We start from the raw sequence: 21,808 nt of genomic DNA, 5'->3' as shown, positions 1-21,808 counted from the left end.
ACAAGAATTTTAGACCCTTAGTCCCTTGACTAATGAATATCCTGAAATACCTTCAGAATCAAGGTTCTAGATCTAAATGACAGTTCCTAGTTTTTTGTGATATTATTATGAGGTAAGCCTTAAAAGCCAAAGACGATTAAACTTGCCGTAAAATTCGGGTAACACAAGCGTTCTTGCCTACTCGGTTATTAAGGGGAAACCTAAACGGGCAGTTGTTAGCTCAAGAATACCCGTCGGCTTAAGGCGGGGATTATCAATGGTATTTACTAGATTTCAACTATGACAGTTACTGAAACTCAAACGAGAAGAGCCGTCCTCTGCCTTCGCCCCGGTCAATTCGTTGTTACGCCTTCGATTGATCAAATTGCCACCCGCGCCTTACGTTATCTAAACTCTGGTTTTTCCATTCATCTATGTGGCCCAGCGGGAACGGGAAAAACCACATTGGCAATGCATCTGGCCAATTGTTTAGCCAGACCTGTGATGCTGATCTTTGGCGATGATGACTTTACCAGTTCGGATTTAATTGGTAGCCAGTCTGGTTATACCCATAAAAAACTGACGGATAACTATATCCACAGCGTTCTCAAAGTTGAAGACGAGCTAAAACACAATTGGGTGGATTCTCGGTTAACAATGGCCTGTCGCGAGGGGTTTACCCTAGTTTATGATGAGTTCAATCGTTCTCGACCTGAAGTCAACAACGTTTTACTCTCTGCCTTGGAAGAAAAAATTCTCACCCTGCCGCCAACTAGCCATCAACCCGATTACCTACAAGTCAATTCTCAATTTCGGGCAATTTTCACCTCCAACCCAGAAGAATATTGTGGGGTTCATGCTACCCAAGATGCTTTAATGGATCGGTTGGTAACCATTAATATGCCTGAACCAGATCAACTGACTCAGACTGAAATTCTTACCCAAAAAACGGGGATTGGTCGAGAAGATGCTTTATTTATTGTCAACCTCGTCAAAAACTTTCGTTTGAAAACTGCGACTGAAAAAACGTCAGGTTTGCGCTCTTGTTTAATGATTGCTAAAGTCTGCGCCTCTCACGATATTGTGGCCCACTCCGATGATGCCGACTTCCGTGATATCTGCGCCGATGTTCTCTTGTCCCGCACAAGCTTACCTATTGATAGCTCAAGAGCTATTTTATGGGAAATCCTCGACGACAATCTGGTAGAATCCTTATCCGTTGGAGAGGAAGAGGAGCCTTCCGATGCCCCAGCGTCAACTTCTGAGCCTTCCACAGGAAATCAATCGATCAAAGCCATTCAATCTTTACTGCGAACGAACTTGCTGAAGCAAAAAGACTAGATTTTATACTCTTATTGGGTGAAACCAACCGTGACTTCTTCCACTTTTGCTGGCTCGCTCAAAACCCAATCAAACAACTCCCTGAAAACAGCAACTCAAGGTTCGAGTTTGGCGGATATCCTTGAACGAGTTTTAGATAAAGGAATTGTGATTGCTGGCGATATTTCAGTTTCGATCGCCTCCACTGAACTTCTAAATATCCGCATTCGTTTGTTAATTGCCTCTGTTGATAAAGCAAGGGAAATGGGAATCAACTGGTGGGAAGGGGATCCCTACCTCCATAGCCAATCCCAAGCTTTACTAACAGAAAATCGGGAACTTTCACTCCGACTCCAAACCCTAGAAACCGAGCTTGAAACCTTAAAATCCTTAACCCAATTGAGTGCAATGGAGAGCCATGATCCCAGTCCGAACGATGAAGCACATTCCTCAGATGCGTGAAATTCCTCACTTGAATCCTCAAAGGTTAGGAAATTTACACGAGACGATTGCCCCCCTTGATAAAGCAAGGGAAACGGCGATTAACGGCTTGCAAGGTTATCCCTACCTCCCTAGCCAATGCCAAGCTTTATTCGCAGAAAACCTGGAACTTTCACGCCGACTTCAAGCCTTAAAATCCTTAGCCAAATTGAGTGTAATGGAGAGCCGTGATAGCAGTCCGAACGAGCAGGCACATTCCTTATATACATTGAAATTCCTCCGGTAAGGAAGTTTATACCAGTTAACGATTGCCTCTGTTGATAGAGCAAGGGAGATGGCAATTAATGGGTGGGAAAGCGACCCCTACCTCCCTAGCCAATCCCAAGCTTTATTGGCAGAAAATCTGGAACTTTCACGCCGACTTCAAACCTTAAAATCTTTAACCAAATTGAGTGCAGAGGAAAGTTGACATTGTTTAATTACATCATTATTTTCCCTCAGATAAAATTTCTTGGCCAAGCTCCCCACTAGAGACTCACCGTCAAAAACTGCTCATTTACCAATTCCAACCATGACACTTGCTTGCACACCTTACGATTCTGATAATCAAGCCTTGCTGACCCGTCCAGAAAGTAACAGCCAAGCCGGTTTAGCCCCTTTACTGTTAACTGTCGTGGAACTGGTACGCCAATTGCTCGAAGCCCAAATCATTCGCCGGATGGAAAAAGGGGTTCTCAGTGAGTCTGATTTAGACAGAGCTGCCGAAAGTATCCAAAAATTGCAAGAACAAATTCTCCATTTGTGTGAAATTTTTGAGGTTGAGCCAGAAGAGTTAAATGTCCACCTAGGAGAGTTTGGAACTCTTTTACCTGAAGCAGGGAGTTATTACCCCGGAGAGGAGGGTATTAAGCCTTCTGTGTTAGAATTAGTGGATCGACTCCTCAATACGGGAGTTGTTGTGGAAGGAAATGTTGATCTGGGTTTAGCTCAACTAGATCTAATTCATCTAAAGCTTCGTTTGGTTTTAACTTCTCAGCCGGTTTAATTTGGGAGAATACTGATGACAGTGGGTCTTTATTTATATGGAATATTTCCCGAACCAGTTCCTGACGAACTAGGTTTGCAAGGGATTGATAATGAGCCAGTTCACAGTGAGATGATTGAGGGTTTTAGTTTTCTCTACTCCCTTGCTCATAAGGAAAAGTATTTGGCATCCCGTCGCTATTTAATTTGCCATGAAAAAGTATTAGAAACTGCCATGGAAGCAGGGTTTACAACCTTGTTACCACTGCGGTTTGGGTTAGTTATAAAAAACTGGGAATCCGTCACCGAACAATTAATTAATCCGTATAAAGACCAACTGAAAGAATTATTTGCTAAACTGTCAGGCCAACGAGAAGTTAGCATTAAGATTTTTTGGGATAATCAGTGGGAATTACAAGCGGCTTTGGAGTCTAATCCTAAGTTAAAGCAAGAACGGGATGCGATGATGGGGAAAAACTTAAATATGGAAGAAATTATCCATATAGGTCAAATGATTGAAGGCACTGTATTTCAACGGAAACAAGACGTTATTCAAGTCTTTAGAGATAAATTAAATCATCGCGCCCAAGAGGTGATTGAAAGCGATCCGATGACGGATGACATGATTTACAATGCAGCTTATTTAATTCCCTGGGAGCAAGAGCCGGAATTTAGCCAAAACGTTGAAGCGATCGATCAGCAGTTTGGTGATCGCCTAAGAATTCGCTATAACAATTTAACCGCACCCTATACCTTTGCCCAACTTATCTAAGGAGAGTATTAGTTATGTTTCTCGATCTTTTATTTCTTCCTGTTACCGGTCCTATTGGGGGTCTGATCTGGATTGGGGAAAAAATTCAAGAGCGTGCAGATATAGAATATGATGAGTCTGAAAACTTGCACAAATTATTATTATCCTTACAACTAGATTACGATATGGGCAACATTTCCGAGGAAGAGTTTGAAATTCAGGAAGAAGAACTTTTATTAAAAATTCAAGCCTTAGAAGAAGAAGAGGCGGCAGAAGACCAATCTGAATCTTCTCTCTAAAATTTTTCTATACGTCCCACGTTCAGAACTGACAATCTTTCCCACCCTGTAGGCCATGAACAAAATCACAAATTGTAGCGGCGCTTAGTAAGGGCGGCTTTGACAAGCTCAAGAACTCTTTGAAGCTTGGTCAGAACTAGCCCTTGATTAAGCCTTAATATTCTAGGTAAAAAGCTTGGAAATTACTAGAATTATTAGAGGAGTGGGCAACAGTTTTGGGGGAATCAGGTTTTTTAGCTAAACTAGGAGGATTGACTGTACGCAAATTTTGAATACTTTGTTCTGTAGTCTCAATTTGATCTGTCACAAACGTCAGACGACTTTTTAACTGCTGAATCTGCCGCTCCATTATTTCTAATTTTTCTTGGATACGTTGTTTTTCAGTAATTAACTTATAAAGCTCAAGTTGCTGATCTGCTTCAGATTGTTTCCGAGGCATAGTGCTAATTTTAGATCTAATTGATCTGGGTGAACGAGTGGTTGTCATAACAATCCCTGAATAACTTAGAATATCCTAGCATATCAACGCCCCAATATAAAAACTTGTAAAAAATCGTAAATTTTCTTTTGGTAAACCCTATGAAATTGTACAATCTATATACTTACGCTTTTTTGAAAACCCCAATAGAAAGCCTAACATTACCCGTTGGAATGGCTAACCCATTGTTACTGATAACTGGTGGAGACCTCTCGGCCGTAGTCGAACCCGAAGTTTGTTTAGACACTTTACAAAATGATGATGAACGCTTGATTCAATCCGTTTTATGCCATGATCGAGTCATCTGTGAATTATTTCAACAAACCACTATTTTACCCTTACGTTTTGGCACATCTTTTTTAGAGGCAGAAAATTTACTGACTCATCTTTGTTCTCATGCCCAAGAATATCAAGAAAAAATTGAAGAAGTTGAGGGAAAAGGAGAATATCTTTTAAAATGTATTCCCCGTAAGCTAGAGGAGCCTGTACTCTTTTCTGAAAGCAGGGGCAGACAATATTTTTTAGCCAAAAAACAGCTTTATGAAGCCCAACAAGATTTTTATACTTTGCAAGGTTCAGAATGGCAAAATCTCGTGCATTTAGTGACCCAAAGCTATCCGTCAACGAGGATTATTACTGCTCCAGGTACAGAATCACGAATTTATCTTTTAGTTAATTTTCAAGAAGAACCTTTACTAATCGAGCAAGTCTTGCATTGGCAGAAAGTCTGCCCCCGTTGGCAATTACAATTAGAACAAGTTTCTCCCCCCTATCACTTTACTTAACTTGATTTTTCTATGACTAACTTTAACTTGGTAAATAACTCTCTAAGTCGTTATGACACTCGACATTTAGTTATGTTTAGTGGCAAAGGAGGAGTGGGAAAAACTACTCTTTCCTGTGGATTTGCTCGCCGTTGGGCTAAATTATTTCCCGAGGAACAAATCCTATTAATCTCAACCGATCCGGCTCATTCTTTAGGGGATGTATTGCAAACAGAAGTTAGCGATCAAGCATCACCTGTAAAAGACTTATCCAACTTAAAAGTTAGGGCATTAGATGCGGAAAAATTGCTCTTAGAATTTAAAGAAAAATACGGAAAATTTTTAGAAATTTTAGTAGAACGGGGCAGTTTTGTTGAAGGAGAAGATTTAACTCCTGTTTGGGATTTAGACTGGCCAGGTTTAGATGAAATTATGGGTCTATTAGAAATTCAACGATTACTTATTGACAATGTTGTAGATCGAATTGTTGTTGATATGGCTCCCTCTGGTCATACCTTGAATTTATTGGGAATTAAAGACTTTTTAGAGATTATTTTAAATTCTCTAGAGTTGTTTCAAGAAAAACATCGTGTTATTTCGCAAACTTTTTCAAAAACCTACAATGCCGATGATGTGGATGACTTTTTAGTGAAAACACAAGCAGAATTAACCGAAGGCAAACGAATCCTACAAGATCGGGATTTTACCCTTTGTTTAATTGTGGCAATTGCCGAACCGATGAGTTTAGTAGAAACCGAACGATTGCTCAATAGTTTGCATCACTTAAATATTCCCTGCGGCAGCTTATTTATTAATCGAATTCTAACGGATCCTAAGCAAAATTTAGATCGCTATAGTGAGCAACAGCAACTCCTCGATAAATTCCTAAAAATCCAAGGTCAAGAGACAATTTTCACCCTGCCCCAACAATCAAAAGAACCACTAGGAGGTGAAGCATTAGATCAGATCATGAGTCAAATTAAAATCATCGAAAAAGTAGAATTTACTCCCCCACCTCCTATTCAATGGCCGCAAAAAATTCTGCCGAGTTTTAGTGATTTTATTGACGACAAACGCCAACTCATTATCATTGGTGGCAAGGGGGGGGTGGGAAAAACAACCGTTGCCGCGGCCATTGGTTGGGCGTTAGCTAATCGTCATCCCGAGCAAAAAATTAGAATTATTTCTATTGATCCAGCGCATTCTTTGGGAGATGCCTTTGGGACAAAGTTAGGACATCAATCCACACAATTAACTGATAATTTAAGTGGTCAAGAAGTTGATGCTGATATCATTTTAGAAAAATTTCGGGATGATTATTTATGGGAACTGGCAGAAATGATTAGTGGTGAAGGTAACGAAGAAGGAAACATCAAACTAGCTTATACTCCAGAAGCTTGGCGACAAATTGTAGCTCAATCTCTGCCAGGAATTGATGAAATGTTATCCCTAGTAACAGTGATGGATTTATTAGACCAGAAACAACAAGATTTGATTATTTTAGATACGGCTCCTACCGGTCATCTCCTGCGATTTTTGGAAATGCCAACGGCTTTAGGAGATTGGTTAAGTTGGATTTTTAAGCTTTGGATGAAGTATCAAAATGTCTTAGGGCGTGTAGATTTAATGGGACGATTGCGAACCTTAAGACAACAAGTGATGTCTGCCCAGAAAAAACTAAAAGACCCCCAACATACAGAATTTATTGGAATTTTACAAGCCCAAGATGCGATCGTTGCCGAACAACTGCGATTGACAGCATCTTTGAAAAAAATGGGAATCTATCAACGTTATGTCGTGCAGAATCGTTATCATGCTAATGAGGAAATTGATCGGGATTTATTCCCAGATCAAACTTTGATCCGCTTACCCAGTTTACCCCGGTCAGTAGAACCTCTAGCCCGGGTAAAAGGCGCAGCAGATCTGTTATTTTAAAGGTAATTAGTCTTATCAAGTCGGACTTCTTAACCCCATCTATCACCCAGTCCCCATCCTTCAATTGATTCAGGAGAAATTTTATGGCAGAATTATTCAAAGGCTTTGAGCAATTAGTCGAACTGGCGAAAATCTTAGAAGAAAAACTGGAAAAAGGGGAAATTAAAACCGAAATGCAATTTAATTCTCGTCCCTTGAGTAATATTCCCCGTTCTGGCGGTATTCCCCGTTCAGGGGGGGTTTCTCGTCCGAGCAATTCTGGCGGGGATGATTTTGAGGTCAATCGCCATCGCTCATCCTCCACTGATTCAGAGGTTAAAGACAATATGACACAGCCAGAAGAACCCACCACTGCTTCCCTTAAAGATGTTGGTGGATTGACGGAAGTGATTAAAGAACTCAAAGAACTAATTGCCATTCCTCTGAAACGCCCTGACTTGTTGGCTAAGTTAGGACTTGAACCCACTCGCGGCGTTCTCTTAGTCGGACCCCCTGGAACCGGTAAAACCCTGACCGCCCGTGCTTTGGCCGAAGAACTCGGTGTTAATTATATTGCCTTAGTAGGACCAGAGGTGATCAGCAAATATTATGGGGAAGCCGAGCAAAGACTGAGGGGAATTTTTGAGAAAGCCAGTAAGAATGCGCCTTGTATCGTTTTTATTGACGAAATTGATAGCATGGCACCCGACCGCAGTAAAGTTGAAGGGGAAGTAGAAAAAAGACTGGTGGCCCAATTGCTGGGTTTAATGGATGGCTTTGCCCAAAGCCGAGGGGTGATTGTTCTAGCTGCGACAAACCGTCCCGACCATCTTGACCCTGCCCTCCGTCGCCCTGGACGGTTTGACAGAGAAGTCCTCTTTCGGGTGCCTGACCGCAAAGGCCGTTTAGAAATCCTCAATATTCTCACCCGTTCCATGCCCCTAGATGAGTCAGTTTCCTTAGCTCTGATTGCCGATAATGCGGTGGGATTTGTCGGGTCAGATTTAAAAGCCGTTTGCCAGAAAGCGGCCTATAGTGCTTTGCGACGCCAGGTTCCTACGATTGACTCCCAAATTCCAGAAACAATGACTGTAGGCCAAGCCGACTTTTTGCAAGCCCTTAAAGAAGTTAAACCGGCGGTATTGCGGTCTGTGGAAGTGGAATCTCCCCATGTGGACTGGGACAATATTGGCGGACTTGAACAGATTAAACAAACCCTACAGGAGTCCGTGGAAGGGGCATTACTCCATCCTCAATTATATACGCAAACCAAAGCCCAAGCTCCCAAAGGTATTTTACTTTGGGGGCCACCCGGAACGGGAAAAACCTTATTGGCCAAAGCGGTTGCATCTCAGGCGCGAGCTAATTTTATTAGTATTAATGGACCTGAGCTTTTGAGTAAATGGGTGGGTGCGAGTGAACAAGCGGTGCGTGAGTTGTTTGCCAAAGCTCGTCAGGCAGCACCTTGTGTAGTTTTTATTGATGAAATTGATACTTTAGCACCAGCAAGAGGTCGTTATAGTGGGGATTCAGGAGTGAGTGACCGGGTTGTGGGACAAATCCTCACGGAGTTGGATGGGTTGCAAACGGGGGCAACGATTTTAGTGATTGGAGCCACTAATCGCCCAGATGCGTTAGACCCAGCCTTATTGCGAGCGGGACGGTTGGATTTACAGTTAAAAGTTGATTTACCGAATGCCTCTAGTCGTTTAGCAATTCTCGGTGTCCATAATGATGAACGTCCTTTACAAGATGTGGATTTAGGCTATTGGGCCGAGGCAACCGAAGGCTGGAATGGCGCAGATTTAGCGTTATTATGTAACCAAGCGGCACTGATGGCAATTCGTCGTTATCGCCATCAGGGAATGACTGACCCGGCTGAGATTCGCATTACAACGGCTGATTTTAATCATGCTTACCAACTGTTGGTTGAACAGCGTGCCAATTGATTTTTTTTCCCCCTTACTTAAAGTAAGGGGGGAGAATCTCAACTCAGGAAAACCATCCTAAAAAGGAAAATTTGCCAAAATGTCTGCAATAATGGGTCTAATACTAAATCCGGTTATTAAAAACTGATTATTTATTCTCCGTTTTGCCTCTTGCCTCTTGCATGAGTGCCTATCCTCATAAGTAGCCTATACTCAACGGATTTAGTATAACTTTGTCTTGATAATTTACAAAACGATTGGAACCTGAAGAAGAAAAATTATTACGGGGTTTAACTGACAGTGTTTCTCAAAAAACTTATGTTTACTTTTCCTCTTGTCTTCTTGTTGCTAATTGGTCTAAAATTTCGGCGTGAACTTGGCGAGTAATTGGATAAAAATAGGCAAGAATTAAGCTAATGATCAGAAAAAATGCCGGTAAAGGAGCAATTGCTAGGCGAATTGCTATTAAAGCACTATCTGGCTGCAGGGGAATTGCTTCTCCTGGGATTCTTGGTTTAAAACCCGATGTTTCTAGAGCAATACCGACAAGAAATAACCCCAAAGCTAAACCAATTTTTTGCAAAAGTACCATGAAAGCATAAAAAATACCTTCTCGACGTTTTCCTGTTTCTAATTCGTCTAATTCAATCACATCGGGAACCATTGACCAAGGAATTAAATAGGCCACAGATACGCCAAATCCTGCCAAAACTGCCAAAGCATACATTAAAGTTATTTGTCCGGGTTGGAGCAAAAATAAACCAATTTGGGCAATAATCCAGAATGTCATCCCTAAAAAATAGACTATCTTTTTGTCTAATTTCTGACTAACTGCTTGCCAAAAAAATAACATCACTAAAGCTGTTCCCTGTACTGCCAAAGCGACTAAACCCGATGCTGCTTCCGATAGTCTCATGTAGCTGACGACGTAGTAAACCAAAATCGAGGCGGTTAATTGTACTCCTAACCAAGCACAAAGATAGATGCCAATAACGTATAAAAAGGGACGATTACCAAAAACTATTTTTAATTGTTCTTTCAGGGGAATAGTTTCGGTATTATTATCCACTTCTCTCTGTTTAATTGCCGCGCTATCCTTGAGATGATTTTCAGTTTTGCCATAGTAAAGGGTTAACCCCGAAACTATCCCTTGTATTCCTAATAAAATTGTGGAAATAGCGATAAAGTCTCTGGGATTCACCCCAATTTTTCCTAGTCCATAGACCAAGGAAAGCGCACCGATAACTATAAAAGCAATTGCCAAAACTTTTTTCTGGGGAGAATTGAGAATCGCTTTTGCTCCTCGTTCTTGTAAAGCTAAAGCGCACCAAATAACTGCTATAATCGACATTAAAGCACAAACTACAGCTAACAATAAAAAAGCTTGATGGAGATCGTTTGCATAGGACGATGAGACGATAATATAGAGAATTAATGAGAGAATGCTGCCCCCGATGGAAAAGGCAAAACGAAAACTATTTAAGCGGGTTCTCTCATTATAATCATGGGTTAATTCAGGGGTGAGTGCCTGGTAGGGAAGATTGACTACTGTATAGGTTAAATTAAAGATAATACCGATAAAAATATAATATAAAAATAGCCATAATTGGTTATTAGTCGGGATTAACCACAGTAAAAAATAGCTAATTCCGAAGGGAATTGACCCCAATAACATCCATGGTAAGCGACGACCCCAAATGGTACGAGTTCGATCGCTCCACATTCCAATAATCGGATCGTTAATAGCGTCGAAAATTCTCACCACCATCAGCACACTACCAGCTAATCCTGCTGGTAATCCTGCCACATCAGTGAGGAAAAATAGCAGGTAAAATACCGAAATATTGGCAGTGATAGCCGGTCCCAAATCGCCAGCACCATAGGCGATTTTTGTGGTTAAATTGAGTCTTTCAGAAGTCAAATGAGCCATAAAAGCAATTACAGAGATTAAAATAAGCTTAACCGTTCTGGGGGCATTTGTAACCTTTGTCAGAGCAGTTGAGGAACTTTAATTTTTTTTGTCTCTAGTAATTCCTGAAAATATCTAGGGTCTGCTGAAAAAGTTTTTCGGTGGGGGTAGGAGTCAGGAGTCAGGAGTCAGGAGTCAGGAGTTTCCAATCCTATTTTCTTGCACTAACATCGGACTTTAACAGGTCAAAAGCTTTATTTTAAAAGGGTTTTACCATTATTCAGCAGACCCTATCTAGCGTTAAAAGGGGAAGATTCCCCGATGACACTGGGGACAAAGAAATGGCTTTATCTTTGGCATCCGGGAAAATTCTGACTATTTCCCCGTCCTTCACTTTTTATCTATCGCCTTGACCAGCATTATGAGCTAAACTGACCAATATCAGTTATTTTAGCTATCAGCATCGGAATTCTCCTTATTCTAGCAGTTACAAGCGAGAAGATCGGCCAGATTGTTCTTTTTCGGACTGTTAGCGGCTAGGATCTATTACTTGGGGGACGATCGAAATAGATCAAGAAAGTGTGATAGTACAGATAAGAGATCGGGGAAAATTTTTTCGCCAAACCTAAAACTTTTTGACGCTGACGTTCTATGATGCCTCATATCTTCCTATTTTTAGAGATTTTTTCCCAAGAAGGCGGTATTCAATCATATATCAAGGATGTCCTGCAAGCTTATCTCACTTTGCCCGATTGCGAGGCTGCCGAGGTTTTTTTACTGCGGGATGCCCCTGATTGTCCTAATCCTTTCAAAAATCAAGGTATTACCTTTCATTACCTGAAAAATAAATCAGCAACTCTCGGACGCATTCAATTAGCCCTTAAGTTTCTAGTTTCTCTCCTCCGGAAACGTCCCCAACGGGTTTTTTGTGGTCATATAAATTTAGCCCCCCTCACCCGTCTTTACTGTCAAGCTTTAGGCATACCCTACACCGTCCTCACCTACGGCAAAGAAGTCTGGGAACCTTTACCAAATTCCCAAAAACAGGCCCTGCAAGCGGCCGAATCGATCTGGACAATTAGCCGTTACACTCGCGATCTTATGTGTAAGGCTAACGCTATCGATCCCAAAAAAGTAGCAATTCTCCCCTGTGTGGTGGATGAGGAAAAGTTTAATTTAGGCGAAAAGTCCTTGACATTAATCAAGAAATATGATATAGAAAATGCCAAAGTTTTATTAACAGTGGCCCGGTTGAGGTCGGGGGATATCTATAAAGGGGTAGATGTAATAATTCGGGCTTTGCCGACAATTCTAGAGACTTATCCCGAAGTAAAATATCTAGTCATTGGACGTGGGGACGACCACCCCAGGTTAGAAGCTTTAACCAAGCAGTTAGGAGTGGATAAACAGGTAATTTTCGCGGGTTTTGTCCCAACGGAGGAATTAGCCGACCATTATCGTTTAGCCGATGCTTACGTTATGCCCTCCCGGGAAGGATTCGGGATTGTTTACCTAGAAGCGATGGCCTGTGGTATTCCCGTGATTTCTGGAGATGAGGACGGTTCAGTAGAACCGATGCAGGATGGTTTGGTGGGGTGGCGCGTTCCCTATCGAGATGCCGAAAAGGTGGCTCAAGCTTGTTTAGAAATTTTGGCAGGTCACGATCAACGTTGTCACCCCCAATGGTTGCGTCAACAAACTCTAACTAAATTCGGCAAAAAGACTTTACAAGCAAAATTACGGCAGTTAATCTAATTATATTCCTGAATTAGCCCTAGCAGCTCCACAATGGTTTGGTATTTCGGTAATTACCACTGACGTTGACGCTCCCCGCTCCCTGCTCCGGCGCTCATAAACAGTCTTAACCAGTAATTTACTGTGATAGCTGTCCCCCGCAAGAGCGCCTACCGGCCCTGGGAAATTAATTTGGCCAGAGGTCTGTGGAAAAAATTTCGTAAACCTCTTGACAAAAGCAGCAGGTTGTGTGTAATATAAATATCGTGTGAGGAGTATAAGTTCAGCATAAGAAAAACCTTTGGGGTCGAAACACGGCAAGACTCCCAGAGGTTCTTCTTTTTCACTTCCTTATTTGCTCAAAGTCAGCAATAAAATCAGGTTTTGCCCGATCGCTAGTTTTTTCTCAAGTTATCCCTTCTAGGTCTGTTTTTGCTTGCCAAGAGCAACAGTCCAAAATTTTTGCCGAAGAAACTGCACAAGAGAAGTGTAATTCCTCGTAAAATTGGGAATTAAGTACAAGGGCAATCCTATGGCAGATAAAAATAACGGTAACGGTGGCTTATTCGTCGTCGGGGTTTTAGTGGGCAGTGCGATCGGGGCAGTGGCGGGTTTATTAGTAGCGCCGAGATCTGGAAAAGAAACCCGTCGAATTCTGCAAAAATCCGCGCGGGCTTTGCCAGAATTAGCCGAAGATCTGACCACGACGGTGCAATTGCAGGCCGATCGCCTATCGGAATCGGCCCGGCGTAATTGGGATGATACTTTAATTAGATTAAAAGAGGCGGTGACAGCCGGAATCGAAGCTAGTCAAAGTCTAGCCACGGACAATCCTTTCCCCGACTCGGAAGAATCCCCCCAAGGCGATAATCATCCCTCGAATGAGCATTAAATGACCGAACCTATTTTCTGGCTAGGATGTTCTTTACTGCTAGTCGCCGTTAGTTTAACGGCGGTTTTCATCGCTGCTTTGCCTGCCCTGCAAGAGTTAGCCCGGGCTGCCCGCAGTGCCGAAAAATTATTTGATACCCTCCATCGGGAATTTCCCCCGACTCTAGAAGCAATTCGCCTGACAGGGGCAGAAATCAGCGAATTAACCGAAAATATCGATGAAGGGGTTAAAAGTACCCGCCAAGTTGTCCAGGGAGTCGAGCGCAGTCTCGGTAGTGCTAAAGCTGGTCTTAGCAAGCTCGATCGTGGCAGCCGTCGCCTCTTGATCGGTTTTAAAGTCGCTTGGAATACTTGGAAACGCAGTTAAGCAGATGGGGAAGTGGGAGGCTTTTTTCAGTGACCAGTAAACAGTAAACAGTAACCAGTGAACTGAAAACTCACGGTTCTTCGGTTTGTGTTATGCAATGGACGGGAGTTATAAGGGGTGAAACCCGAACGAGCTAATCAATTAAGTCCCTTGCCAGATAAGGATTTAGCCGATTTCTGCCCCCTGATCGAACCATACCAAGTAACGAAGAACCAAACTCACATCTGATAACTGATAACTGAGTGACTAAAGTTGAGAATTCCCTTAAGATAAAGTAAATAAGTGTAAAGAAACTGAAAGTTAGCCTACACCCGTGCTTAAAAAATTCTCATTGTCTAGAAGTGCTATGCTCAATCGTTTTTGCCGAGGAATCTCGATCGCTCTTGTCATTGCTGTCATTAGCTGTCTGGGTTGGATTATCTCACCGGATCAAGCTCTAGCGGTGAATAATCCCGAATTACTGCCCAATCAAGCCACTCCGATCGTTGATTTAGCCAATTATCTACCCGCAAAACAGGAAGAAGCATTGATCCGAGATATCGAGACATTTCAAGGGGAAACGGGCTGGAAAATGCGAGTTTTAACCCAATATGACCGCAGCCCCGGCCGGGCAGTGATTAATTTCTGGGGATTGGATGATAAAAGTATTCTCTTAGTGGCCGATGGTCGGGGCGGTAATTTACTATCTTTTAGTATTGGCGATGCCGTCTATGAATTTTTACCCCGCACTTTTTGGATCGAATTACAGGCCCGTTTCGGTAATATGTATTTTGTCCGGGAAAATGGCGAAAATAACGCGATCGTACAATCTTTAGACACGGTAAAAGGCTGTTTAGTTAAAGGTGGTTGTGCGGTAGTCCCCGGCCTACCGAAGGAACAGTGGATTTTAACTTTAATTACCTCAATTGTCGGCGGTTTAGTCTTCGGTTTTGCCGGTATTCCTCGCAAAGAAGGACAGGTTTTCGCTTGGCAATGGGTTTTAATTGTCTCTCCCCTCTGGTTTATCCTCTTTGTTGCTTTTGGCATCGGACCGGTGGTTACTCGCACTGCTGAATTACTGCCCCTTTTCCGCAATTTAATCGGTTTTGCCCTCGGAGTTTTAGTCGCCTATCTTTCCCCTCGTTTTAATTCCCTCAACGCCTCAAAAACCTAAGAATTATGGGCTTTTCAGTGATCAGTGATCAGTAATCAGTAATCAGTAATCAGTAATCAGTAATCAGTGAAAAGAAAGTACCGAAGTTTTCACCTAAGCTGTATTGGATTTAAACTGCGTATTGGATATTTTAGTACAAATCCTCAAACTCCCGCTCCCTGCTCCCTTTTTCAGTGATCAGTAATCAGTAAACAGTAAACAGTGAAAAGAAAGTAGGGAGGTTTTCAGCTATAACTGATAGCTGACGGCAGCCCTTCAGGGTTTGATCGATCTAGCTCTGTTACAATTAGAAACATTGTGGAGTGAGTGAGATAACGTTTATGTGGGTCAATACTCAAAGTGAGATTATTAGTAAGGTTTTGCCGCCAGCAGTACGTCTGTTCTTGCGATCACAAGTAGAACAGATAGAAGATTTAGAAATGCAGCTGCACGGTCATGATCGGCAAATTTTGCGCGGTTATATCCCTGGGGTATTTTTGGCCGTAGGAAAAGCGATTTATCAAGGTTTACATCTAGGTAAAGCGCAATTAAGAGGGGAAAATATTCGTCTTAATATCGGGCAGGTTTTGCGAGGGAAACCCCTAAAAATTTTGGAACCTATTCGGGTTAGCGGTGAGGTGGAAATTAACGAGCAGGATTTAAATAATTCGATCGCCTCGACTATTTTAGTTAATGCTTTTGCGGATTTACTAATTTTTTCCCTAGAAAATAACGGAGTTGTTAACGCCAGAGAAATTATCTCACAACAGCGTTTTAACTGGAAAAATGTTCTCCTAAATCAGGGTTATTTCTGTCTTCTCGGCCATAGAGAAACAGGTGCAGAAGTAATTTTTAGCGCCGATATTGCCTTAGAAGATGCCCGCACTTTAGGGATTAGTCCCCGACAATGGCAGGGTTTAGCCCCAGATTTATCTGTTGATTTGCAACCTTTTACCGTCGATTTAGGCAAAGATGTGGAGATTAAATCTTTTATTCTCGACGATCAAACTCTTTTCTGTCAGGGAAGTTTTTTGATTTTACCTTAAAAATAAACGCAATGATTCCGGGGGGTTAACTTAGTTTAACCCCCCAATTATTACCCCGGATTCTGTGCGATTAAAATAATTGTTTGCATTAGTCCAACTAGAAGACCGAGAATACCACCAAGATTAACAATTCCCTGTAATTCTTGTTTAACAATGCCTTGAATAGCATTTTCCAGATCGGCGGGGGAAGTGGCATTTACCCGATCGCGGATCACCTGATCGATGTTGAGAATCGGGATAATTTGGGCGACTAATTTCTCTAAATCTTCCTCTAAATAACGCTCTAAAATTAACGCTAACTCTTGACTAATTACCCCTAATGATGTAGTCATTGACACCGAGGATTGCAGACGATTAATAATTAAATTAGCGATTTGATCCCAGTCGATCGTTTGTCCAAAATCTTGCAGAAATTGTTCGCCACTTTCTTGAATATAAATTCGCACCGTATCCCTGGTGGTTTTACGCAATTGTCTGACGGTGGAGATAGGTAAATTTTGTAAAGAGATACTTTGTAACCAGTTTTTCAGACGATTACGCATCTCTAAAGATAGTAATAATTCTTTGATTCTGGTATTAGCTAAATCCTTTTCATCAAGGCAAAAAGTGCGTAAGCGGGCGAGGGCATTGCGTAAACCGAATAAATTGGCTACTACCCAATAGGTTCCACTGGTTTTTTCCCGAAATCCTTCATCGATAACTTGAATATTGCGATCGGTTAAAAAATCGATTAAAGCTAGACGGATAACATCCGCAGGTAGGACAGTTTCTAATAGCCAATCGGAGAATTGTCGGGCCTGTTGTTCACTGAGAGAAAATTCTAAGACTAGGCGATCAAAAATTTGATTGATCTGTTTTTCTAAAAAGTCCTGCCGTCGGGCTAAAACTTTTAGTAATCTCGCTAAAGATTCCCCGAATAAATCGTGAAGAATCGCCGCCAAAATCTCGGCTGTTTTTGCTTGCCGATCGCCTTTTATTTGTTTTAAAGCTAATTGTAACAGCCAGAGTATCGCCCCCTGTACCCTTTCGGTGTCGAGGAGTCGTTTAGCCAGTTTTTGTAATTCCTCGGGAGTTAACAGGGAACCCATGATCGTATCCGACACCCGCAGAGCTAATCGATCTTGATTGCGAGGAATTAGCCCCGGGGTGAAGGGAAGAGGACGCTTACCGATATAAATAGCTTTGTAGGGACGAAACAGCATTTTTATGGCTATATCGTTGGTGAAATAGCCAATAATTGCCCCCGCGATCGGCGGTAAGATCCATGTCCAAAGAGTAGCGAGATTCAATTTAGCAGCAAAAAATAAACGCAAATGTGAGTAAGTTATTTCTTTAAGACTAACACTCCCATCAGTCCTGCTAGGAGTGGATAGTGGACGGCACCGGAAAATCCCGACCGATAGCCTAATTTTACCTGTTCTCGGCCCTGGGGAAAGCGATCGATACTAGGACTAATATAAGCGTACTGGTCAGTTAAGCCGTAGCGCTCGGCGGCGGGAACGACGATATGATCGAGATACCAGTTTTGCAATAGTTTGGCCATGGTTTCGGTGGGTTGATGGAAGTCAAGAATCGCCGCTTTAGCACCCGGTTTCAGGACTCGGTATAATTCCCCCAGACATTGGGTAATATCGACCACATTGCGTAATCCATAGCCGATAGTGGCACAATCAAACCTAGAATCGGCAAAGGGTAAATTGAGGGCATCCCCTTCCATCCAGTGAATATTAGTGGCGCTAAAACGTTGACGGGCGATTTTTAATTGTTGTGGGGAAAAATCTAGTCCGATCACTTGGCCAGTTTTACCCACTTGTTTTGATAATAGATTAGTCAGGTCGCCGCTACCACAACAGATATCGAGGGCAAAATCCCCTTTTTTGGGTTGACACCATTTGACTGTCATTAATTTCCAGACGTGGTGTAATCCTAAACTTAATTCTTGATTGAGTCGGTCATATTCGGGAGCGATCTGATCAAAAATTGCTTGTATTTCCCTAGAGTTAGGTGAGGATTGATTGGACATTTCTTTCACGGGTAAGAATTACAGGTATTTTGGCTAATTCGCTCTAATCCATACTGGGTAATGATTTTGGGAAAGATACCAAATGGACTCTATAATATAGCACCAGAGAAAATCCCAGATGATGTTATGTCATTCTATCTTATCTGCGCTCACGGGGATAAGCTGTTGAGCATCTACAGCAGTTATCTTCATAGTGGGGAACAGTGACTTAGATTACACTTCATCTATCTGATCATCTCCCGGTCGCAGTTCGATCGAGAGGCCTTCCCGGGCGAGAATAGTTTCAGGGAAAACCCTTCTTACCTGTTCCCCAATGCAATCGAGAAAATCGTCATTATGGGCGGGATCGTGATGAAATAGAACTAACTGCTTAACTTGCGCTGTCTTAGCGATTTTGACTGCCTGCTGCCAAGTGGAATGACCCCAACCCACCTTAGAATACTTAGGATCGTTGTATTCCTCATCGGTGTAGGTAGCATCAATGATCATGACATCCGCTTGCCGAGCCAAAGCCAGAACGTTATCATCAAGGCGATCGGGAAAATGTTCGGTATCAGTAATATAAGCTACCGATAAACCCTGCCAATTTACCCGATAACCCACCGCGTCTCCTGGATGATTTAAAGGACGGGTTTCGACGGTGACATTCCCACAGTGGAGGGTTTCGCCCATTTCTAGATCATAAAATTCTAAATCGGCCCGCATAATCTGCAAAGGCACGGGAAAATTAGGATGTAACATCTGATCTTGTAATTTTTGCTTGATGGTTGCCCCGTTGGGGGAGGGAACCCCATAGATTTTAAAAGTATTGCCCCTGATAAAACCAGGGATAAAAAAAGGAAAACCCTGAATATGATCCCAATGGGAGTGGGTGAAAAATAAATGGGCTTTCGCTGGACTTTCTGCCATCAAAGACTGTCCTAGGACGCGTAACCCCGTACCACCGTCAAAGATTAATCTTTCTCTACCGACTTGCATCTCCACACAGGAAGTATTACCACCATAACGAACGGTTTCCGAACCAGGACAGGGAATACTCCCCCGTACTCCCCAAAATTTGATCTGGAAGCGGTTGTCGGGCATATCAGAAGTTCCTCTACTTGTGCTGATGGGCTGATAGATCAGATTAGCATTCTCTGACAATTAAGGCGCTGACTTCATCCCTAAGATAAGCTGTTCGTAATTTAAATTGCTTGGGCCAGACGAGGCAAGAGGCACTCATGCAAAAAACAGTAAAGGGATTGGGGGAGATTCGGCTAATCTAAAAATAAGCGGTTTAAATAGGGTTTGCTGAATAAATCTAAAAACCTTGTTGGATAATATTTTTAGACTTTGGGGGGAAAATTCAGGGACTTTTTCCCTGAAAATTAGGTAATTGACCACCTGAAAATGGGTAAAACCCCACACCCCACACCCCAACCCCCTACCCCCACCGAAAAACTTTTTCAGCAGACCCTAAATACGTCTTAGCTTAACGATCTATGATTAGAGGTGAGGATCGTCACTTTTACAAGAGCCAAGGTATGGATTTACAGCAATTCTTAGAAAAACTGCCCCAACAGTATCAGGATTGGGGATCGCCTTTAATGTCGCCTATTTCCGAGCAATTAACCCTTTTAAGCCAAAAAAACGCCTCCTATACCGATCGCAATCTCTTTCCCCTACTCAATCTAGCCGTTGCCTGTCTGCAACAGGACGAGGTTTACTGTCAAGTGGGTTGTTTTCGTCGCGGTAGTTTAGTCGCCGCTTTCTGGAATAATAGCGATCGCCACGGTTATGGCGTGGAAGCTTTTTTTAAATACGATCCATCGGGAGAAAAACTAACTATATTATCTCAGGATTTGGAGGATTTTCGACTATCAGAACAGATATTTTTAAGCGATCAAGAAACGGACAACTTTTTCGATGATCTGGAAGAATTAAACAGTGAAGAAAAGCTGGGAGTTTATTACTACGATGCCGCCGAAGACTATCGTTCGCTCTTGATCTCCTTACTTTTAGCCCAAAAATTCTGGTCTGATTCCGCTTTAATTATTATCAATAAATGTCAGCATCCTGCTCTCCAACAAGCAATAAAAGATTTTCTTAAAACCCATCCCCAAGCCCAGATAATTTTAGATGATCAAGTCGCTAATCACGGTTTGCTTGGTTTGACAAATATTTGTTTATTAGCTTGGAATGCTCCCCCAGGGATAACAGCACTAAAATCCCCGAAAAAACTGGTTTTAAATGTGGGTTGTGGTCCCTATAATCCCGAAGCTTTACCCCAACTATTCCGCGATGGTAATTGGCAAGAAATTCGCCTCGATATTAATACTGCTGTTAACCCGGATATTTTAGGAACTATTACCGATTTAAGTGCCGTTCCCGATCACTCCGTCGATGCGGTTTTTTCTAGTCATAATCTAGAACATATTTATCATTACGAAGTTCCCATCGCCCTAGAGGAATTTAAACGCATTCTTAAACCCGAAGGCTTTTTGATGATCGTGGTTCCCGATATGCAAACTGCCGCCGAATTTGTCGCTAGAGGCGATATGGAAAATGAACCTTTATATATTTCTCCCGGAGGTCCCGTGCGCGCTTTGTGGATGTTTTACGGCATGGGAACCGAAGTGCCTGGGATGCCCTATATGGCTCATAAAACTGGTTTTACCTCTCAAAATCTCAACCAGAAATTACAAGAAGCAAATTTTGCCAGAGTCGAGGTAATTCGGACGGAATTTGAGTTAGTTGCTTTTGGGTATAAGTGAGGAAAGATTAGCAAAAATTGCCCGCAATTGTGGGGCGATTCTTTCCCTTTGATTGATTAAATAAATACTAACAAGGGTTAAAGATACCCCCACCCATTGCAATACACTTAACATCTCACCGAGGAATAAATTACCGAAAGTGAGGGCAAAAACCGGAGTTAAAAAAGTTAAAGAACTTAAACTGGTTAAATTGCCCTTGGCGGCTAAATAAAAGAATATTCCATAAGCGATCGCACTACCAAAAATAGTGGCATAACTTAAAGCTAACCAACCATTGAAATCGATATTCTGCCATTGATGGGATTCTCTGAAACCTGAAGCTAAAAATAGCGGCAATCCTCCTAAAATCATGTGCCATCCCGTGGCGCTGACGGGATCCGCATGACGACAGACAAACCGGATTAAGACTGTTCCCACCGCCATGGACAGGGAAGCCAAAAGCATCAGCATTTCGCCGCTATTTAGTAATTCCTGCCAGCTAAAGTCAATATTTACTGCTTTTTGTCCAAAAAAGTCATAAAACCATTGATCGGGCAAGCCAATTAAACTAATTCCCCCAATCCCTAAACCCAATCCCAACCATCCCCAGACACCGATAACTTCTTTAAATAGCCAACTCGACATTAAAGCCACCGCTAGGGGTTGCGAGTCAATAATTACCGATCCTAGCCCCGCCCCGGTGCGATTTAATCCCAATGCCAGAAAACCTTGAAAAAGAGTGGCATCCATCAGAGCAAAAAGGGCAATCCATAGCCATGCTTGCAGGGTTTTGGGCTGAGGACGACCTAAAAACCAAGCTACTATTAAAACTAACATTCCGGCGGGGACAAGGCGAATTCCCGCCATAAATAGGGGGGTGGTATGAGGGATAACACCCTTCATCGCTACCATCGCTGTTCCCCAGAGAAAAAACGGTGAGATAAATAAGAGAGGCGAGGATTTCTTTAAATCTAAGTTTTCCATAGGTAGGGTCTGCTGAAAAAGTTTTTCGGTGGTGGTAGGAGTCAGGAGTCAGGAGTCAGTAGCCGGTCGTTTCAGGCTTTGTTGCCCTTGTTT

At 42.4% G+C, this 21,808-nt stretch carries 21 protein-coding genes; 15 read left to right on the top strand and 6 right to left on the bottom strand.

The window, feature by feature from the left end; genetic code table 11:
- The first annotated feature begins 279 nt into the window (after positions 1–279).
- The 6 genes from gvpN to BGL89_RS00955 all read left to right on the top strand — a co-directional run bounded on the left by gvpN (position 280) and on the right by BGL89_RS00955 (position 3,813).
- Positions 280–1,320 carry a gas vesicle protein GvpN gene (gene gvpN, locus BGL89_RS00980; RefSeq protein ID WP_286823772.1) on the top strand — a complete coding sequence of 347 codons (1,041 nt, stop codon included), beginning with the start codon at positions 280–282 and terminating at the stop codon, positions 1,318–1,320.
- A gap of 30 nt (positions 1,321–1,350) precedes the next feature.
- The gene (locus tag BGL89_RS00975) at positions 1,351–1,761 is read left to right on the top strand and encodes a gas vesicle protein (RefSeq protein WP_286823771.1); all 411 of its coding nucleotides are present in this window, start codon (positions 1,351–1,353) and stop codon (positions 1,759–1,761) included.
- Positions 1,718–2,026, top strand: a complete 309-nt coding sequence (locus BGL89_RS00970; protein WP_287739907.1) for a gas vesicle protein — start codon at positions 1,718–1,720, stop codon at positions 2,024–2,026. The genes BGL89_RS00975 and BGL89_RS00970 overlap by 44 nt, the downstream gene beginning before the upstream one ends.
- A gap of 285 nt (positions 2,027–2,311) precedes the next feature.
- A complete protein-coding gene (locus tag BGL89_RS00965; protein ID WP_286823767.1) occupies positions 2,312–2,785 on the top strand; it encodes a gas vesicle protein K in 474 nt (157 codons plus the stop codon).
- 15 nt (positions 2,786–2,800) lie between these two features.
- Positions 2,801–3,535, top strand: a complete 735-nt coding sequence (gvpF, locus tag BGL89_RS00960; protein ID WP_286823766.1) for a gas vesicle protein GvpF — start codon at positions 2,801–2,803, stop codon at positions 3,533–3,535.
- Between the two features lie 14 nt (positions 3,536–3,549).
- Positions 3,550–3,813 carry a gas vesicle protein GvpG gene (locus tag BGL89_RS00955; RefSeq protein WP_286823764.1) on the top strand — a complete coding sequence of 88 codons (264 nt, stop codon included), beginning with the start codon at positions 3,550–3,552 and terminating at the stop codon, positions 3,811–3,813.
- A 154-nt stretch (positions 3,814–3,967) separates the two neighbouring features.
- Here BGL89_RS00955 and BGL89_RS00950 read toward each other — a convergent pair whose 3' ends face one another.
- Positions 3,968–4,300, bottom strand: a complete 333-nt coding sequence (locus tag BGL89_RS00950) for a gas vesicle protein (protein WP_287753869.1) — start codon at positions 4,298–4,300, stop codon at positions 3,968–3,970.
- A gap of 92 nt (positions 4,301–4,392) precedes the next feature.
- Here BGL89_RS00950 and BGL89_RS00945 point away from each other — a divergent pair, with 92 nt between their 5' ends.
- From BGL89_RS00945 to BGL89_RS00935, 3 genes are all read left to right on the top strand, one after another.
- A complete protein-coding gene (locus tag BGL89_RS00945; RefSeq protein ID WP_286823760.1) occupies positions 4,393–5,076 on the top strand; it encodes a GvpL/GvpF family gas vesicle protein in 684 nt (227 codons plus the stop codon).
- A 12-nt stretch (positions 5,077–5,088) separates the two neighbouring features.
- On the top strand, positions 5,089–6,990 hold the full coding sequence (locus BGL89_RS00940) for an ArsA family ATPase (RefSeq protein ID WP_286823759.1): 1,902 nt from the start codon (positions 5,089–5,091) through the stop codon (positions 6,988–6,990).
- Between the two features lie 83 nt (positions 6,991–7,073).
- The gene (locus BGL89_RS00935) at positions 7,074–8,918 is read left to right on the top strand and encodes an AAA family ATPase (RefSeq protein ID WP_286823758.1); all 1,845 of its coding nucleotides are present in this window, start codon (positions 7,074–7,076) and stop codon (positions 8,916–8,918) included.
- A 301-nt stretch (positions 8,919–9,219) separates the two neighbouring features.
- Here the strand turns inward: BGL89_RS00935 and BGL89_RS00930 are convergent, their stop codons facing one another.
- Entirely contained in the window at positions 9,220–10,827 is a 1,608-nt protein-coding gene (locus tag BGL89_RS00930) for an MFS transporter (RefSeq protein ID WP_286823757.1), read from the bottom strand.
- 630 nt (positions 10,828–11,457) lie between these two features.
- Between BGL89_RS00930 and BGL89_RS00925 the strand changes: the two genes are divergently transcribed.
- From BGL89_RS00925 to BGL89_RS00905, 5 genes are all read left to right on the top strand, one after another.
- On the top strand, positions 11,458–12,561 hold the full coding sequence (locus BGL89_RS00925; RefSeq protein WP_286823756.1) for a glycosyltransferase family 4 protein: 1,104 nt from the start codon (positions 11,458–11,460) through the stop codon (positions 12,559–12,561).
- A 511-nt stretch (positions 12,562–13,072) separates the two neighbouring features.
- Complete coding sequence (locus tag BGL89_RS00920; protein WP_286823755.1) at positions 13,073–13,432, top strand: YtxH domain-containing protein; 360 nt, start codon at positions 13,073–13,075, stop codon at positions 13,430–13,432.
- A complete protein-coding gene (locus BGL89_RS00915; protein WP_286823754.1) occupies positions 13,433–13,798 on the top strand; it encodes a DUF948 domain-containing protein in 366 nt (121 codons plus the stop codon). It abuts the gene before it with no gap.
- A gap of 346 nt (positions 13,799–14,144) precedes the next feature.
- Complete coding sequence (locus BGL89_RS00910; RefSeq protein ID WP_286823781.1) at positions 14,145–14,951, top strand: TPM domain-containing protein; 807 nt, start codon at positions 14,145–14,147, stop codon at positions 14,949–14,951.
- A gap of 320 nt (positions 14,952–15,271) precedes the next feature.
- A complete protein-coding gene (locus BGL89_RS00905; protein ID WP_286823753.1) occupies positions 15,272–15,976 on the top strand; it encodes an LmeA family phospholipid-binding protein in 705 nt (234 codons plus the stop codon).
- A 50-nt stretch (positions 15,977–16,026) separates the two neighbouring features.
- On the opposite strand, the gene BGL89_RS00900 is transcribed toward BGL89_RS00905, so the two are convergent.
- The 3 genes from BGL89_RS00900 to BGL89_RS00890 all read right to left on the bottom strand — a co-directional run bounded on the left by BGL89_RS00900 (position 16,027) and on the right by BGL89_RS00890 (position 19,082).
- Entirely contained in the window at positions 16,027–17,265 is a 1,239-nt protein-coding gene (locus BGL89_RS00900) for a DUF445 domain-containing protein (protein ID WP_286823752.1), read from the bottom strand.
- A 35-nt stretch (positions 17,266–17,300) separates the two neighbouring features.
- Positions 17,301–17,999: a bifunctional demethylmenaquinone methyltransferase/2-methoxy-6-polyprenyl-1,4-benzoquinol methylase UbiE gene (ubiE, locus tag BGL89_RS00895; protein WP_286823751.1), complete on the bottom strand. Its 699-nt coding sequence runs from the start codon at positions 17,997–17,999 to the stop codon at positions 17,301–17,303.
- A gap of 213 nt (positions 18,000–18,212) precedes the next feature.
- The gene (locus BGL89_RS00890; RefSeq protein ID WP_286823750.1) at positions 18,213–19,082 is read right to left on the bottom strand and encodes an MBL fold metallo-hydrolase; all 870 of its coding nucleotides are present in this window, start codon (positions 19,080–19,082) and stop codon (positions 18,213–18,215) included.
- A gap of 440 nt (positions 19,083–19,522) precedes the next feature.
- Here BGL89_RS00890 and BGL89_RS00885 point away from each other — a divergent pair, with 440 nt between their 5' ends.
- Entirely contained in the window at positions 19,523–20,752 is a 1,230-nt protein-coding gene (locus BGL89_RS00885) for a class I SAM-dependent methyltransferase (protein ID WP_353743902.1), read from the top strand.
- Here the strand turns inward: BGL89_RS00885 and BGL89_RS00880 are convergent.
- Positions 20,729–21,715, bottom strand: coding sequence for a DMT family transporter (locus tag BGL89_RS00880; protein ID WP_286823748.1), 987 nt, complete (start codon positions 21,713–21,715; stop codon positions 20,729–20,731). The two genes, BGL89_RS00885 and BGL89_RS00880, sit on opposite strands and share 24 nt — an antisense overlap.
- Positions 21,716–21,808: the final 93 nt, after the last annotated feature.

Origin of the sequence: Microcystis sp. LSC13-02 (assembly GCA_002282935.1) — a bacterium.
Taxonomy (GTDB): Bacteria; Cyanobacteriota; Cyanobacteriia; order Cyanobacteriales; family Microcystaceae; genus Microcystis.
Note: the sequence above shows the minus strand (reverse complement) of the source record. Positions and strands in the feature narration are given on the sequence as shown.

Excerpts from the sequence above, each read along its gene's own strand:
- gvpN (WP_286823772.1), top strand. The coding sequence starts at position 280 with ATGACAGTTACTGAAACTCAAACGAGAAGAGCCGTCCTCTGCCTTCGC.
- BGL89_RS00970 (WP_287739907.1), top strand. The coding sequence starts at position 1,718 with ATGATCCCAGTCCGAACGATGAAGCACATTCCTCAGATGCGTGAAATT.
- BGL89_RS00965 (WP_286823767.1), top strand. The coding sequence starts at position 2,312 with ATGACACTTGCTTGCACACCTTACGATTCTGATAATCAAGCCTTGCTG.
- gvpF (WP_286823766.1), top strand. The coding sequence starts at position 2,801 with ATGACAGTGGGTCTTTATTTATATGGAATATTTCCCGAACCAGTTCCT.
- BGL89_RS00955 (WP_286823764.1), top strand. The coding sequence starts at position 3,550 with ATGTTTCTCGATCTTTTATTTCTTCCTGTTACCGGTCCTATTGGGGGT.
- BGL89_RS00950 (WP_287753869.1), bottom strand. The coding sequence starts at position 4,300 with ATGACAACCACTCGTTCACCCAGATCAATTAGATCTAAAATTAGCACT.
- BGL89_RS00945 (WP_286823760.1), top strand. The coding sequence starts at position 4,393 with ATGAAATTGTACAATCTATATACTTACGCTTTTTTGAAAACCCCAATA.
- BGL89_RS00940 (WP_286823759.1), top strand. The coding sequence starts at position 5,089 with ATGACTAACTTTAACTTGGTAAATAACTCTCTAAGTCGTTATGACACT.
- BGL89_RS00935 (WP_286823758.1), top strand. The coding sequence starts at position 7,074 with ATGGCAGAATTATTCAAAGGCTTTGAGCAATTAGTCGAACTGGCGAAA.
- BGL89_RS00930 (WP_286823757.1), bottom strand. The coding sequence starts at position 10,827 with ATGGCTCATTTGACTTCTGAAAGACTCAATTTAACCACAAAAATCGCC.
- BGL89_RS00925 (WP_286823756.1), top strand. The coding sequence starts at position 11,458 with ATGATGCCTCATATCTTCCTATTTTTAGAGATTTTTTCCCAAGAAGGC.
- BGL89_RS00920 (WP_286823755.1), top strand. The coding sequence starts at position 13,073 with ATGGCAGATAAAAATAACGGTAACGGTGGCTTATTCGTCGTCGGGGTT.
- BGL89_RS00915 (WP_286823754.1), top strand. The coding sequence starts at position 13,433 with ATGACCGAACCTATTTTCTGGCTAGGATGTTCTTTACTGCTAGTCGCC.
- BGL89_RS00910 (WP_286823781.1), top strand. The coding sequence starts at position 14,145 with ATGCTCAATCGTTTTTGCCGAGGAATCTCGATCGCTCTTGTCATTGCT.
- BGL89_RS00905 (WP_286823753.1), top strand. The coding sequence starts at position 15,272 with ATGTGGGTCAATACTCAAAGTGAGATTATTAGTAAGGTTTTGCCGCCA.
- ubiE (WP_286823751.1), bottom strand. The coding sequence starts at position 17,999 with ATGTCCAATCAATCCTCACCTAACTCTAGGGAAATACAAGCAATTTTT.
- BGL89_RS00890 (WP_286823750.1), bottom strand. The coding sequence starts at position 19,082 with ATGCCCGACAACCGCTTCCAGATCAAATTTTGGGGAGTACGGGGGAGT.
- BGL89_RS00885 (WP_353743902.1), top strand. The coding sequence starts at position 19,523 with ATGGATTTACAGCAATTCTTAGAAAAACTGCCCCAACAGTATCAGGAT.
- BGL89_RS00880 (WP_286823748.1), bottom strand. The coding sequence starts at position 21,715 with ATGGAAAACTTAGATTTAAAGAAATCCTCGCCTCTCTTATTTATCTCA.